Source organism: Mesorhizobium sp. WSM4848, from assembly GCF_055811375.1.
This window is the reverse complement of the sequence record NZ_JBVVPX010000039.1, coordinates 60424-73769: the sequence shown is the minus strand read 5'-3', so window position 1 is coordinate 73769 and position 13346 is coordinate 60424. Positions and strand designations below refer to the sequence as shown.

The following is a 13346-nucleotide window of genomic DNA, read 5'->3' as shown; positions in this document are numbered from 1 at the left end:
ATAGCCATCGCCCGTGGCCCGCGGGTTCCTTCCTCGGGGACTTTCGTACGCCTGCCGGCGCCCGAAACTCTTCACGAGAGCGGATCGGCAGCTTCCCGGAACAGATATTCGAAAGCGGACCTTCAGCCGGCCGGAATACACGTGATCGGACCTCCAGAGCGCTGGTCCAGCCTATATCGGCAGGTCCTCGATTGCTCCATCCAAGAGAGGCGGTTCCTCCTCCGCTTCCTGCTTTGGCTCGACTATGATCAGACCGACAATGATCAACCTGCGTGCTGCAAAGATCCAAAGGGGATGTATTCACCCAATAGAACGATGCTCCAGCCGATGCCAGCAACGGTCGTCGCATATGCACTCTGGCTGGCAAAAAACCGCTCCGGTGGTCCTTATGAGATAGATGAACAGGATCATCGCCAGGCCGACGCGAGGGCAATCAGAATGACAATGATGCCGAGTTTTCCAGAAAGAATTGGGCAGCAATGAAGTCACTAAAGCCCACTGCAAAGGGAATAAGTATGAAGCAAGAGGCAATTAGCGCGAGTCCGTAGATAGCTACTCTGTCGATGTTGGCAGGCTGCTTCTGCGATATATAGAGGTCCTCAGCGGCGTATGTCACAGGTATTAGCAGGGCGAGCACCATCCCACAGCCATTGCCCCTCTCCATAATTGCGCCAACGCCAATCAATCCAATAGCAAGACCAAGAAAGCGCTCAGCCAAGGCAAAAGCGTCCTGTCCGCACCACTCCCGTTGTTCGCTGCGAATGACTAGCTGAGCCAGAGACAGCTCGCAAAAGCCGACGGCGGACGCGTTTTGCCGTGCCGCCATCAGGGCGCGAGATTTGGGTCCGTTGTGGCCTCAGCCTTGCCGTTGTGGCGCATTTCCGACGGGGTCATCAGGAATCGGCGCTTGAACCGCCGGTTGAAGTGCGAAAGATCACTGAAGCCCGCTTCGAACGCGAGTTCGGTGACCGACCAACTCGCGTAGCGCGGACTGGTCAGCATGGTGCGGGCCGCGTCGAGCCGCCGTTCGAGAGCGAAAGCAGAGAAGGTTGTGCCGGCGGCCTCGAACAGCATCTGGACATAGCGCGGCGAAATCCCGTGGCGCGCCGCGAGCTCGTCAATTTGGATCGCGGCATCCTTGACCACGTCGGCCTTGATCGCCCGCAGCCTCGCGGCCCGCAAGCCCCGTTGACCGGCAATCTCGCGCCCTTCCTCGGTCGCGCCGATCGCCAGAGCGATAAGGTCGTAGACGTGGGTTGCGCATAGCCGGGCGAGCCGAGGGTCGGCAAAGCGGTCGGGCAGGCCCGCGACATAGCTCCGCAGCAACGATAGCGCTTCGGTCGTGGCCGGTATGCGCCGCGCGGCGGCAGCCTCGACGTCGGCGAGCCCGGCCAGAGCGGTGAAGGGCACGCGCACTGAAAGATAGGTAGCGTCAACAAAATGGAGCTCGACCGGCTCGCGATAGACGAGGAGTACGCCGTCCCCGATCTCGGGCACGCCTTCGCGCCGCCCCTGAGCCAGGGCCATGTGACCACTGGTCTTCATCATTAGGCAGATGGTGTCCTCGCCGTCCGCGAGCATCGGCGCCGAGCGGGTAAGGCGCGCCGTCAGCGGCGACAGCATGCGCGCTCGACGCAGGCCCGGTGCGACGTGCATCTGCATCTCAACCACACGGCCGGGCTCGGTGTCGATGTTGAGGCGGACCGCCCTGTCGAACCGCTCGCGCAACGCCTGCAGGCGCTTGTCCGGGGCAAGCTCGCGCGTCGAGAAATGCAAGGAGGCAAAGTCGGTGCCGTTCATCCCTGGCTACTCCCACGCCGCCTGCCGCGGCCCAAAGATATTAGTCTGGGTGAATATGACGTTCAATGGCCGCGGGGATCGCCAGTTCGTCCACGGCATAGGAGTACTTCGCGGGAGTCCGAGACGCGCTGCCCGGTCGGCGCCGACAATGTGACTGTCAAATCAGGGAGGCGATCGATGCACGAACTCAGGTACACCCTGGCGCTTTGCGCCGCTCTGTCATGCTTTGCCTGGACGGGCCCGCTCGGGGCCCAGGAAAAGCCGGCGGCCGCGACCGACCAGCAACCAATCAAGCGTACGCCGTTGCAGCGCTTCGACGTGCCCGGCACTGCGTACGAGACGGTTATCGGCATTGCCGAAATAGCACCTAACGTTTCGGTCGGACGCCACACACATCCGGGACCGGAGTCAGGCTACATCATCGAGGGCAGCTTCGAGCTGCTGATCGACGGCGAGCCGCCGCGGCATCTCGCGGCCGGCCAATCCTACCAGGTGCCGCCGGCCAAGGTCCACGACGCCAGGACCGGTCCCGCTGGCGCCAAGGTGATCGCGACCTACGTCGTGGAGAAGGGAAAGCCGATCGCTTCCCCGATCGAGTGAGGGGCCGTGGCTTTACCGTGGCTGGGTGCGGGAACGGCATCGACGGCCTTCAGTACCGATACCTTTGCAACTGGCCAGGTTTCCGGCCGTTTGAGCTGGGGTCCATAGTATGGAGTCAGGCCGCACTGCTACCAAGATGCAGGTCATCCCATTTTGCGGACCAGCCGCGAAAACGCCGGTCGCCGCACGGATGATCTCCTCTCGCTGCCCAGGCAAGAGATCTGAATTGCCGGACCGTTTCTGCAACCTGACCCTCGTATCCATGCACATCCGAAAGTGATCAGCGTGGTCGCTTGGGATATCGGCTTCAGGATGCGGCAGAACCGGCGCTACCGTCCGAGATGCGGCGCAGAGCCGACGGACCACAGGTGTCGGGTATTGTCGGAGGCTTGTGAGACGCTGATCGGTGGACGCGAACGCTTTCTGAGGAGCTAACTGCAACGATTGCGCGTAGGATGCGCTGCGGTGATAGGTTCGGCGGTCGCTTGCGACGAGGGGGCTCATATGTCCGACTTGCTATTGAAGCAACTCGCCTTGATTGGGTGTCGCGGACCTGTGATCACGCCCGGCAGCACGGATTATGATCGAGCCCGGCAGGTATGGAACGGTGTCGCCGATCGCTGGCCGGCCGCGGTATTGCGTGCGGCGGATGTCGATGACGTGCGGAAGGCGATCGACGTAGCGGCCAATTGCAATGCGGTCCTGGCGATCCGAGGCGGTGGACACAGCCTGCCCGGCCTTTCGACGTGCGACGGCGGACTTTTGCTCGATCTCTCGCAGCTCAATTCTGGCCGGCTGGACATCTCCGCCGGAACCGTGGAAGCCGGCGGCGGCGCGCTTCTTCGCGATCTGGATGGAGCGACGGTTCCAAGCGGGTTCGTGGTTCCGGCGGGTGTCGTTTCTCACACGGGCGTTGCCGGTCTCACCCTTGGCGGTGGCATGGGCCGCGTCAGCCGCGCCTACGGGCTGACGATCGACAGCTTGATCGGGGTCGAGATCGTGACGGCCGACGGCAGCGTGAACTGGATCGATGCGGCAATCGATCCGGAGCTTTTTTGGGGCATCCGCGGTGGCGGTGGGAATTTCGGTGTCATAACCCGCTTTAGGTTCCGGCTGCATCAGCTTGGTCCGGTGGCTGTCGGCCATTGGATGTACCCGATGGCCGACGCGCAACGCGCAATCACCGGCCTGGGCGATTTGGCTCGTCAACGCCCGCGAGAGTTCTCCGTCGCTTTTACACTCACGCGAGGAGGCTTGAGCGTGACTGCCGTGTGGGTGGGCGACAGCAGGCTGGCGGATCAGATGCTCTCGCCGTTCGGCGACCTTGCAGGTGTCGGTGAAGGAGAGATGGGCGCCATGCCGTTTCTTCACCTGCAAAGTCGCAACGACGCTCATTTCGCCTGGTCACGCCGGTACTACGCGAAAGGTGGTTTCTGGTCGGATATCACCGGTGACGTAGTGGATGCCATGCTGCAGCAGATTGCCTCGGCACCAACCATGGATTGCGAGTTCTACATAACGCAGCTTGGAGGTGCCGTTGCGGACGTGCGGGAAGAAGACACCGCTTATTCCGGAAGGCAGGCCGGCTATTACTGGATTGCCGAGCCCGTATGGGACGATCCGGCAGACGACGAGCGTTGCATCGAATGGGGCAGATCCGCAGCCGGGCGCTTGGCCGATCGGTCCATAGCCGCCAACTATGTCAACGAGCAATCCGATACTGCCATTGCATCGGGTGCCTATGGAGCCATCAAGTATGATCGGCTCAGACACCTGAAAACTCGGCTCGATCCCTCCAACCTCTTCCGCCTCAATCAGAATATCTTGCCGTTCGCGGCCACGCCGCAGTGATCTACTTTCTTACAAGGTCCAAGCCCGCCAAATTGGGCACGCATAGGCCGGCTCGGCCTGCCGAGACCGGCTGCGCGCTCTAGGCTGACCCTACACGACACGGGCTTAAGCCGGACCGTCGCAATCTTGCGGCCATCAAGTGGAAGCGTGGGTGACGGAAGGCACGGAGCGGCGCTGCAATCGCAAACCATTCTGCATCGGGGTGTCTTGCGAAATACTCCCAGCGCGACAGTACCAGCGAGGTGCTAGCGCGGGCCGTCCATATGGCGCAAGGGCCGCCTGAGCCGCTGCAGCAGCCGCGTCCGCTTTTGGTGAATGGACTGGACGGCAGGAATGACTGCCATGGGGCGCTAACCTGCCGCTCCGCTCCCCCAAGGGCCATGGAACGCGCCCGGCCCGTCGATGCGTTCGAAGCCGTGCGCGCCGAAGAAATCGCGTTGCGCCTGGATCAGGTTCGAGGTGCCGCGGCCCTGGCGGTAGCTGTCGAAATAGGCGAGCGCCGACGACAGCGCCGGCACCGGTGAGCCGGCTTCCGATGCCCTTGCCACGATGCGCCGCAGCGACGGATGTGCTTCCTGCATCATCGCAATGAAGGCCGGTGCCATCAAAAGATTGGTGGTTGCGCCCCCCTTGTCGAGGGCTTCCGCCATCGTGTCCAGCAATTGCGAGCGGATGATGCAGCCGGCCCGCCAGATCTTGGCGATGGTCGGCATCGGCAGGTTCCAGTTGAATTCCTTCGACGCGCCGCTCATCACCGCGAAGCCTTGCGCGTAGGCTGATATCTTGCCGGCGAACAGCGCCAGTTCGAGATCGCCAAGAAGCGCGTCCTTGTCTCCGGAAATCCTGGCCACGCCGCCATTGCCATAGGCCTTTTCGGCGGCCAGGCGCTCGTCCTTGATCGACGACAGGACGCGCGCCGCCACCGCGGCCTCGATCGCGGTGGCCGGAATGCCGAGCTGCTGCGCCTCGATCACCGACCATTTGCCGGTGCCCTTCTGGCCGGCGCGGTCGAGGATGATGTCGACCACCGGCTTGCCTGTCTTCGCATCGTCGGCGGCCAGCACCTTGGCGGTGATCTCGATCAGATAGGAGTTGAGCCGGCCCTTGTTCCAGCCGGCAAACACCTGTGCGATCTCCTTCGGCCCCATGCTCAAGCCGTCGCGCAAAATGCCGTAGATCTCGGCGATCATCTGCATGTCGGCATATTCGATGCCGTTATGGATGGTCTTGACGAAATGCCCGGCGCCATCGCTGCCAAGCCATGCCGCACAGGGCTCGTCCCTGAACTTGGCCGAAATGGCGGTCAGCACCTTTTCGACGCGTTTCCAGGACTCTTCCGTGCCGCCGACCATGATCGACGGTCCATGGCGCGCGCCTTCCTCGCCGCCGGACACTCCCATGCCGATGAAAGTGAGACCCGAATCGGAAAGTTCGGAGAAGCGCCGCATTGTGTCGCGGAAATTGGCGTTGCCGGCATCGATGACGATGTCGTTGGCCAACAGCACGCCGCGCAGTGCCGCGATCTGCTCATCGACCGGCTTGCCGGCCAGCACCATGATGATGATCGGCCGCGGCGGCCGGATGGCGGCGGCGAGTTCCTCCAGGCTGTAGCAGGGCACCACCATGTTCTTCAGCGCTCCGGCATTCTCGACGAAGGCGTCGGTGCGTGCCGCGGTGCGGTTGAAAACGGCTATGCGGTGCCCCTTCTCGGCGATGTTGAGCGCCAGGTTGGAGCCCATCGTGCCAAGGCCGATCAGGCCGATTTCGGCTTTTTCCATCGTTTCTTCCCTGCGTTGGATCTTTTGTTGAGACCGCGATTTTGTGGCGACGCCCATTCTCTCCGGATTCTTGCCGAGATGATTGACGGGCCTTCAACGCCGCGTCAACCGCACTCGCCGAATTGTGTTGCAGCTTGTCCTCACGGCCTGATGTCGATCGGCGCCTCGATCTTCACGATCTCAAAATCCGAGACGAGAATATCGAGTCGTGCCGTCCATCGGCCGGGAACCGGGACGACGAGATCGTCGACGCGCCAGGTGCCGTCGCCTGGCTTTGTCGCCTCGCGCTTGATCGGCTCGATGCCGGAGTCGGGTTTTGACAGCACCAGCGTCACTTGTTCAGCATCGAGCGGGCCGAAATCCCCGGTCATGATGACGATGGAGGCGGCAACCGGCCCAACATGGCCGGGTGTGATGCTGAGGTCGGCCATCGCCTTCGGCGTGTGGATATGCACCGAAGCCGGCTGCGCCGCTGCGATCGCCAGGGCGCGTGGCGGCGGCGTGAAGCGCCAGCCGGCGGCAACGCCGAAGATCGCCAGAACGATCAGCATCTCAATGCCGATCGAGCGGACCAGCCTCTTCTGTACTTCCGTCTCTCCCGCTTGCGCCGGACCAGTCAGCTTCCAGCGGTTGATGGCGGCCAGAGTAAACAGAAAGAACAGCAGCGCCAGCTTGACCAGCAGCAGCCGGCCATAGGCGGTCTCGAGCAAAGCTGCGGGCGCCTGCACCCGCAAGCACGGCCACGACGGGCAGTATCCCCAGGGAAAACCGACGCAGGAAAGGCGCGGCCTCGGCCGGCTTCCGCCGCATGGCGAGACCGAGCGGCGCCAGCGCCCCGGCCCAGAACGCGATGCCGGCGCCGTGCAGAAACACCATCGGCCGTGTCAGCCATTGCGGTTCGGCGGCACTCGCATGCCCGCTGGCGGCAAGGGCGGCACCGACACCGGCCAGGCCGGCCAGAGCAAACAGCTTTGCACCGCCGCGCGACCCGACCAGCGACAGCAGGCCGAGCCCGAGCGCCACCAGCGCAACCAGCACCGTCCAGCCGAAGCTGGTGGCGAGCCCGGCCTGCCAGACGCCTGGCTGCGCCAGCCGGGCGAGCGGTGCACCGAGCGCGTCCAGTCCCTGCAAGCCGAGCGACAACGGCGCCGCGACGAGGCCGCAAAGGATCGCGGCGATGACGAAGCGCCGGCCGGAACGCCCGCCTTTTGCCAGCCAGGCGATGGCAAAGGCGCCGCCGACGCCGAGAAACAGGCCGACATAGAGAAAGACCTTGCCGATCCAGATTGCCGACCTCAGGCCCCGGTCGACAGCTTCGGAGACGGCCGGCGCCGCACTCGGCGCGCCGATCGAAAACAGCACCGAGCCGCCGACCGGATGGCCATCGGCGGAGATCACCCGCCAGCTGAGCACATGCGTGCGGGATCCGAGCCTTTGCGGATTGTCGATGTCGAGCGTCTGGCCATTGAGCCGAAACGACGTCAGCGGAACCGGCGTTCCATCAGGCCGCACCAAGCTCAGCATCAGCGGTGACACCGGCTCGCTGAAGGTCAGCGAGAACTGCGCCGGGCTCTGCGCCAGCACGGCGCCGTCCGTCGGCTCGGTTGTGACGAGCGCCGCGTGGGCGAAGGCCTGACTTGGCGCGGCAATGGCGGCAAATAGAACGATCACAGCCAGCAGGCAGATCGCAAGTAGGCCGGTTGTGCAGACCGTTCGCAGCAGGGATGCATCACTCATGTCACGGCCACAAAACAGCGGCGCGCTCTTTCGAACAAAGCGCGCCGCCAAAAATCATTGCTTCGGCGAAAGCTTGAGGCCGGGCGCCGGATATTCCAGCGCGTCCTCATCCTGCCCGGCCGCTGGTATCTCGATCCAGCGTTCGGCGGCGCCGTCGCATTCCTGCACCACCGGGAAGTAGAGCGTTTGGCCTACCGGCAGATCCGCCGCCAGTGTTCCGCGGAAGACGAATTCGTCGTAGAATTCGTCCGGCAGGCTGCCGCCGCTCCAGTTGACTTCCTTGACGCCGCTGGACACCTCTTGACCATGGAGCTGATAGGATTTCTCGTATCTGCCGTTCTTGACCTGCAGCGTCCAGCCGGCTTTCGGCATCGGCTTCACTGATATCACTCCCTCCGGGATCTGCACGCGCACGGCGGTCGTCGCCTTGCCTTCACAGCCATGCGGCACGCGCAGGACGGCCTTGTAGGTCGAACCGACCGCCGCCTCCTGCGCTTCCAGGGTAATGTGGGCAAAGGCAGCACTTGTCCCCAGGACGAAAAACGCGCCGGCCGACAGAAGATAACTGTTCATGATGGTTCCTCGAGTTTGAATTGTGCGGATCTGGCCGGATCAATTGGCATGGTCGTGCATGCCGCCCATTTCGCCCATGCCTTCGACGGCGAACTCGACGGTCACCGTGCCGGCCTTTTCGAAGGTCAGCGTGGCGGGAAACGTCTCGCCTTGCTTGGGCTGCTGCTTCAACCCGACGAACATCAAGTGATAACCGCCGGGAGCCAGCGCGACCCTGTCGCCGGCCGGGATTTCGAGGCCGCCGCTGACCGGCCGCATGGTCATGACGCCGTCCTTGAGGCCCATTTCATGCAGTTCGGTCCTGTCCGACACATCGGACGAGATCGACAGCAGCCGATCCGGCGAACTGCCGGTGTTGGTGACGGTGAAGTAGCCGCCGGCCACTTTGGCGCCGGGTGGCGTGGCGCGCGACCAGGGATGCACGATCTCGAGGTCGCCAACCCTGAACTCATGCGCGAAAACGGCCTGGGCGCTGACGAACAGCAGGGCGAGGAGGAGTACGGTGACGCCGAGTCGCTCCTCGAAGCTGCGCAGGAAGCGGCTGGTGCGGCCGAGCCGCGCGCGAAAAGTGTGAGACATGATAGCTCCAGGAACTGAGAAATCGCGCCGTCGGCCGGTCGCGATCAGTTTCGATGTTGAACGAATTCGCCCGCGAAAAATTCCGCAAGGCGAAATGGGACGGATCAGGCCGTCACCGGAGGCGCGCGCGGATTCGACGGAGAGCGGTCGCGGGCAAAGTCGAGATACCTGAACGCCGGCAGCACAAACGCGGCGGTTTCGACGGAAAAATTGCCGGACACCGTGGCGGCAGCGGGCGGCGGCGCGTAGACAGCCGAAGCCGTGCCGCAGCCAAGCATGCAGCAAGCCGGCATGTGCTGCTGGTGCGGATCGCCGCCGGAACGCTGGGCAGCGCCCTCCTGGGTGCAGATGACGTTGCCGAAAGCGTCGTGTTGCGAAGCATCCGGCCCGATGCCAAAGGCGAATGCGCCAAGCACCGACTGGAGCACGAGCAAATAGGCCACGGCGAATGCCGCCGGCATGCTCCATCGTCTCCGCCGGATATTCAAAGACCTGCCTCTTCACGCAGCAACGGCAAGATATCTAGCACGCGGCCGGCGGTCGGAAAATCGCCAAATTACCACTGCGGCAACGCGGCGCTTTAATGCATGTCGCGCAAAAGCATGCCCTCGGGCCTGACCCGAGGGTGTGCAGCGGTTTTGCGATAATGACATGCATAAAACAACAACTTAAAAGCGCGTCGCAATGCGACGCGCTTTTACGCTCGCTACGGTTGCTGGCCTTCTGGAATCGACGTCAGCAGCGTGTGCCGCGCGGACTTCAGATGCTTGCGGCAGGCAGCGTCTACCTTGCCGAGATCGCGCGATTTGAGCGCTGCGATATAGGCCAGGTGTTCCGCGACCGCCACTTCGTTGCGCTCGCGCTCCTGCGCCTTGTTCCATTGATAGTGATAGTGGAAGATCATGGCGATGACGTCGTAGAAATCGACGATGAAGCGATTGTGCGACGCGCGGTGGATCAGCCGGTGAAAGCGCTCGTCGAGCTCCGAGAATTCGTTGAAGCGCGCGGCGATCTCGCGCGCCAGCAGGCGATGCTCGTCCTCCAGCAGGTCGAGGTCGGCCCACACCGGGCTGTCTTCCGGCAGGGCGGCGAAGGCGGCGGCCGAGCGCAGTTCGAACATCTCGCGGATTTCGGTCAATTCCAGCGCGAAGGCGCGGGTAAACCCTTTCAGCACCCAATGGCTGTTGCGGCGCTTCTCGATCAGCCCGAAGCGGGAGAAGCGGATCAGGAACTCGCGCACGCTGGTGGTGCCGACGCCGATCTCGCGCGCCAGCTCGAGTTCGTTGATCTGCATGCCGGGTTCAGCGCCGCCGGCAAGCAGCCGCCGCATGAAGGACCGCTCGATGATCTGCGACAGCGTGTCGGTTTCTTCCTCGGGGAAAAAATCGTCCTGACGCGGCACGCGCAACACCGTCTTGCTGCGCTTGTTCCAGGCGATCAGGCCCGTCTCTTCCATGCGCGCAAGGATGGTGCGGATGGTCGTGCGGCTGACACCAAGCAGGGCGCCCAATTCGGGCTCCGACGGCAGGCTTTTCGTTTCATCGAGCAGCCGCAAACCGCGATTGTAGGCGTCCTTATAGACGTTATTGCTCTTCGACATCCCTGCCCCATTGCGCGCCGGCGCTTGCGGCGGCCGGCTTGAAGCGCGATATGATAAAATGTCCTAGCGCAGCCCTCCCAAAAAGCGGAATCGCTTCTCGCAAGTCAGCCTTGGTCCCGGTGCTCGGTCCTCTCATAAGAACGCGCTACGTCGTCCTTAAAAAACAATTGACGCAAAACTGTTTTTTCACGATAAAAGACATTAACTGTTAATAGGCGCGTGTCAATCGCTTGCCGATCCCAGGAACACCCAGGAAACTGCCCGTGAACGCCGCAAACAGCATTCTTCTGTCCCCCGCCGACAATGTCGCGGTCGCCAATGGCCGCATCGAGATCGGCGCGGTGCTGCCGGGCGGCGCCGTTGCCACGGCGCTGATCGAACCCGGCCACAAGGTGGCGATCAAGCCGATTGCCGCCGGCGAGGCCGTGGTCAAATACGCCCAGGCGATCGGCCGCGCCACCCAGGATATTGCGCCCGGCGAGCATGTCCATTCGCACAATCTGGTCTTCGAGTCCGGGCGTTTGCCGGTGGTGCCGCCGAGCGAGGCCGTGCACGCCACAGAGGCCGACCGCGCCCGCACCTTCATGGGCTACCGCCGCGCCGACGGCCGTGCCGGCACGCGCAACTTCATCGGCATTCTCGCCAGCGTCAATTGCTCGGCCACCGTTTGCCACGCCATCGCCGACGAGGCGAACCGCACGCTGCTGCCCAGATATCCTGGCATTGACGGCTTCGTTCCCATCGTTCACGGCCAGGGCTGCGGCATGAGCGCCACCGGCGACGGCATGATGGTGCTGCATCGCACGCTTGCCGGCTATGCCCGCCATCCGAATTTCGGCGGCGTGCTGATGGTCGGTCTCGGCTGCGAGGTCAACCAGCTCACCCTCTATGGCCAGAAGGGCGTCGCCGCGGGAAAACGCCATTTCAACATCCAGGAAGCCGGCGGCTCGCGCAAATCTGTCGAGAAGGCGTTGGTGGTGCTGGCCGAGATCGCCGAGGAGGTCGGCAGGCTTGAGCGTGAGCGGATTCCGGTCAGCGAGATCGTCGTCGGCCTGCAATGCGGCGGCTCCGACGGCATGTCCGGCATCACTGCCAATCCGGCGCTGGGCGCCGCCGTCGACATCCTGGCCGGCGTCGGCGGCATCGGCATCCTCTCCGAGACGACGGAAATCTACGGCGCCGAGCATCTGCTGGCCTATCGTGCGGCGACCCCGGAGATCGCCGCCAAGCTCGACGGCTATGTAAAATGGTGGGAAGACCATGTTGCCAAGCATGGCGCCTCCATCGACAACAATCCGTCGCCAGGCAACAAGCGCGGCGGCCTGACCACCATTTTGGAGAAGTCGCTTGGCGCCGTTGCCAAGGGCGGCCAAACGCCACTCAACGGCGTCTTCGGCTATGCCGAAAAGGTCAGCGGCCACGGCTTGGTGTTCATGGACACGCCCGGCTACGATCCGGTTTCCGCCACCGGCCAGGTGGCAGGCGGCGCCAACGTCATCGTCTTCACCACCGGCCGCGGTTCCTGCTTCGGCTGCCGGCCGACACCGTCGATCAAGGTGGCCAGCAACTCGACCATGTACCACACAATGGAAGAGGACATGGACGTGAATTGCGGTGTCATCGCCTCGGGCGAAAAGACCATTGCCGGCATGGGCCGCGAGATTTTCGAGCTGATCGTCGAGACGGCTTCCGGCCGCAAGACCAAGAGCGAGGAGTTCGGCTACGGCGACAACGAGTTCGTGCCCTGGCACCTCGGCGCAACCCTCTAGCCATTAACCGACTTAAGACATAGACGGGCCAGGCAAATGGCCGGTGGGAGGCTTTGCATGAAAAAACGCCGTGTCGGCAGCACCGGGCTGGAAATAACCGAGGTCAGCTTCGGCGGCGCGGCGGTCGGCGGGCTCTACCGAGCCTGCCCGCGCGAGACGGCGATGCAGACGCTGCAGGTCGCCTGGGATGCCGGCTTGCGCTATTTCGATACCGCGCCCTTCTACGGCTTCGGCCTTTCGGAACGCCGCTTCGGCGATTTCCTGCGCGACAAGCCGCGGGACTCCTACGTGCTGTCGACCAAGGTCGGGCGCCTGTTGCGGCCGGTGCCGGAAGACCGGATTCCGGACCATTCCTATGTCGATCCGCTACCCTTTGCGCCCGACTACGACTATTCCTACGACGGCATCATGCGCTCGGTCGAGTTCAGCTATGCGCGGCTTGGCCTCAATCGAATCGACATCCTGTTCATTCACGACATCGGCGTCTATACGCATGGCGTCGAGAAAACGAAGCTGCATTTCCGTCAGTTTATGGATGGCGGGCTGAAGGCGCTGGAAGAGCTGAAGTCGTCCAGGGTCATTTCCGCCTACGGCCTTGGCGTCAACGAGGTGCAGATCTGTCTCGATGTGCTGCGCCAGGCGCCGCTCGACTGCATCCTGCTGGCCAGCCGCTATTCGCTGCTCGACCGCACCGCCGAAGCCGAACTGCTGCCGCTTTGCCGGCAACGGCAGACATCGCTGATCATCGGCGGCGTCTTCAATTCCGGCATCCTGGCAACGGGCCGGGTGCCGGGTGCGCATTTCGACTACCTGCCGGCCACCGAGGACATTCTCGACCGCGTCGGCGCCATGGAAAAAATCGCCGCCGAGGGCGGCTACCCGCTTGCCGCGGCGGCGTTCCAGTTCCCGCTGCACGAGCCTGTGGTGGCTTCTGTGCTGACGGGCACCGCCAAACCGGCCAATCTGGAACGAAATCTGCAACTGCTCGACATCCGGGTGCCCGAAACAGAATTCGCCAAATATGGTCCCTACACGGTCGTTCAGAAGCTCGGCTGATGC

At 63.3% G+C, this 13346-nt stretch carries 11 protein-coding genes and 1 pseudogene; 4 read left to right on the top strand and 8 right to left on the bottom strand.

Going from position 1 to position 13346, the window contains the following annotated elements; genetic code table 11:
* Positions 1-433 precede the first annotated feature (433 nt).
* Together AC0L16_RS28035 and AC0L16_RS28030 are read right to left on the bottom strand one after the other, a co-directional pair.
* On the bottom strand, positions 434-718 hold the full coding sequence (locus AC0L16_RS28035; protein WP_473624579.1) for a hypothetical protein: 285 nt from the start codon (positions 716-718) through the stop codon (positions 434-436).
* Between the two features lie 107 nt (positions 719-825).
* Positions 826-1800 carry a helix-turn-helix domain-containing protein gene (locus AC0L16_RS28030; RefSeq protein WP_473624577.1) on the bottom strand — a complete coding sequence of 325 codons (975 nt, stop codon included), beginning with the start codon at positions 1798-1800 and terminating at the stop codon, positions 826-828.
* Positions 1801-1977: 177 nt separating this feature from the next.
* Here AC0L16_RS28030 and AC0L16_RS28025 point away from each other — a divergent pair, with 177 nt between their 5' ends.
* Together AC0L16_RS28025 and AC0L16_RS28020 are read left to right on the top strand one after the other, a co-directional pair.
* Positions 1978-2400 carry a cupin domain-containing protein gene (locus AC0L16_RS28025; RefSeq protein WP_123151692.1) on the top strand — a complete coding sequence of 141 codons (423 nt, stop codon included), beginning with the start codon at positions 1978-1980 and terminating at the stop codon, positions 2398-2400.
* Positions 2401-2904: 504 nt separating this feature from the next.
* Positions 2905-4251, top strand: a complete 1347-nt coding sequence (locus AC0L16_RS28020; protein ID WP_473624575.1) for an FAD-binding oxidoreductase — start codon at positions 2905-2907, stop codon at positions 4249-4251.
* Between the two features lie 350 nt (positions 4252-4601).
* On the opposite strand, the gene gndA is transcribed toward AC0L16_RS28020, so the two are convergent.
* From gndA to AC0L16_RS27990, 6 genes and pseudogenes are all read right to left on the bottom strand, one after another.
* Positions 4602-6086, bottom strand: coding sequence for an NADP-dependent phosphogluconate dehydrogenase (gndA, locus tag AC0L16_RS28015; RefSeq protein WP_473624574.1), 1485 nt, complete (start codon positions 6084-6086; stop codon positions 4602-4604).
* A gap of 83 nt (positions 6087-6169) precedes the next feature.
* Positions 6170-7766, bottom strand: a pseudogene (locus AC0L16_RS28010) (copper resistance CopC/CopD family protein).
* Between the two features lie 54 nt (positions 7767-7820).
* Positions 7821-8339: a YcnI family copper-binding membrane protein gene (locus tag AC0L16_RS28005; protein ID WP_473624572.1), complete on the bottom strand. Its 519-nt coding sequence runs from the start codon at positions 8337-8339 to the stop codon at positions 7821-7823.
* 39 nt (positions 8340-8378) lie between these two features.
* Positions 8379-8918 carry a copper chaperone PCu(A)C gene (locus AC0L16_RS28000; RefSeq protein ID WP_473624571.1) on the bottom strand — a complete coding sequence of 180 codons (540 nt, stop codon included), beginning with the start codon at positions 8916-8918 and terminating at the stop codon, positions 8379-8381.
* Between the two features lie 104 nt (positions 8919-9022).
* Complete coding sequence (locus AC0L16_RS27995; RefSeq protein ID WP_473624570.1) at positions 9023-9379, bottom strand: DUF2946 family protein; 357 nt, start codon at positions 9377-9379, stop codon at positions 9023-9025.
* Between the two features lie 245 nt (positions 9380-9624).
* Entirely contained in the window at positions 9625-10518 is an 894-nt protein-coding gene (locus AC0L16_RS27990; RefSeq protein WP_473624569.1) for a GntR family transcriptional regulator, read from the bottom strand.
* Positions 10519-10781: 263 nt separating this feature from the next.
* Here AC0L16_RS27990 and AC0L16_RS27985 point away from each other — a divergent pair, with 263 nt between their 5' ends.
* Together AC0L16_RS27985 and AC0L16_RS27980 are read left to right on the top strand one after the other, a co-directional pair.
* Positions 10782-12287, top strand: a complete 1506-nt coding sequence (locus tag AC0L16_RS27985) for a UxaA family hydrolase (protein ID WP_473624568.1) — start codon at positions 10782-10784, stop codon at positions 12285-12287.
* A gap of 57 nt (positions 12288-12344) precedes the next feature.
* Positions 12345-13343, top strand: a complete 999-nt coding sequence (locus AC0L16_RS27980; protein ID WP_473624566.1) for an aldo/keto reductase — start codon at positions 12345-12347, stop codon at positions 13341-13343.
* Positions 13344-13346: the final 3 nt, after the last annotated feature.

Excerpts from the sequence above, each read along its gene's own strand:
- AC0L16_RS28030 (WP_473624577.1), bottom strand. The coding sequence starts at position 1,800 with ATGAACGGCACCGACTTTGCCTCCTTGCATTTCTCGACGCGCGAGCTT.
- AC0L16_RS28025 (WP_123151692.1), top strand. The coding sequence starts at position 1,978 with ATGCACGAACTCAGGTACACCCTGGCGCTTTGCGCCGCTCTGTCATGC.
- AC0L16_RS28020 (WP_473624575.1), top strand. The coding sequence starts at position 2,905 with ATGTCCGACTTGCTATTGAAGCAACTCGCCTTGATTGGGTGTCGCGGA.
- gndA (WP_473624574.1), bottom strand. The coding sequence starts at position 6,086 with ATGGGCGTCGCCACAAAATCGCGGTCTCAACAAAAGATCCAACGCAGG.
- AC0L16_RS28005 (WP_473624572.1), bottom strand. The coding sequence starts at position 8,339 with ATGAACAGTTATCTTCTGTCGGCCGGCGCGTTTTTCGTCCTGGGGACA.
- AC0L16_RS28000 (WP_473624571.1), bottom strand. The coding sequence starts at position 8,918 with ATGTCTCACACTTTTCGCGCGCGGCTCGGCCGCACCAGCCGCTTCCTG.
- AC0L16_RS27995 (WP_473624570.1), bottom strand. The coding sequence starts at position 9,379 with ATGCCGGCGGCATTCGCCGTGGCCTATTTGCTCGTGCTCCAGTCGGTG.
- AC0L16_RS27990 (WP_473624569.1), bottom strand. The coding sequence starts at position 10,518 with ATGTCGAAGAGCAATAACGTCTATAAGGACGCCTACAATCGCGGTTTG.
- AC0L16_RS27980 (WP_473624566.1), top strand. The coding sequence starts at position 12,345 with ATGAAAAAACGCCGTGTCGGCAGCACCGGGCTGGAAATAACCGAGGTC.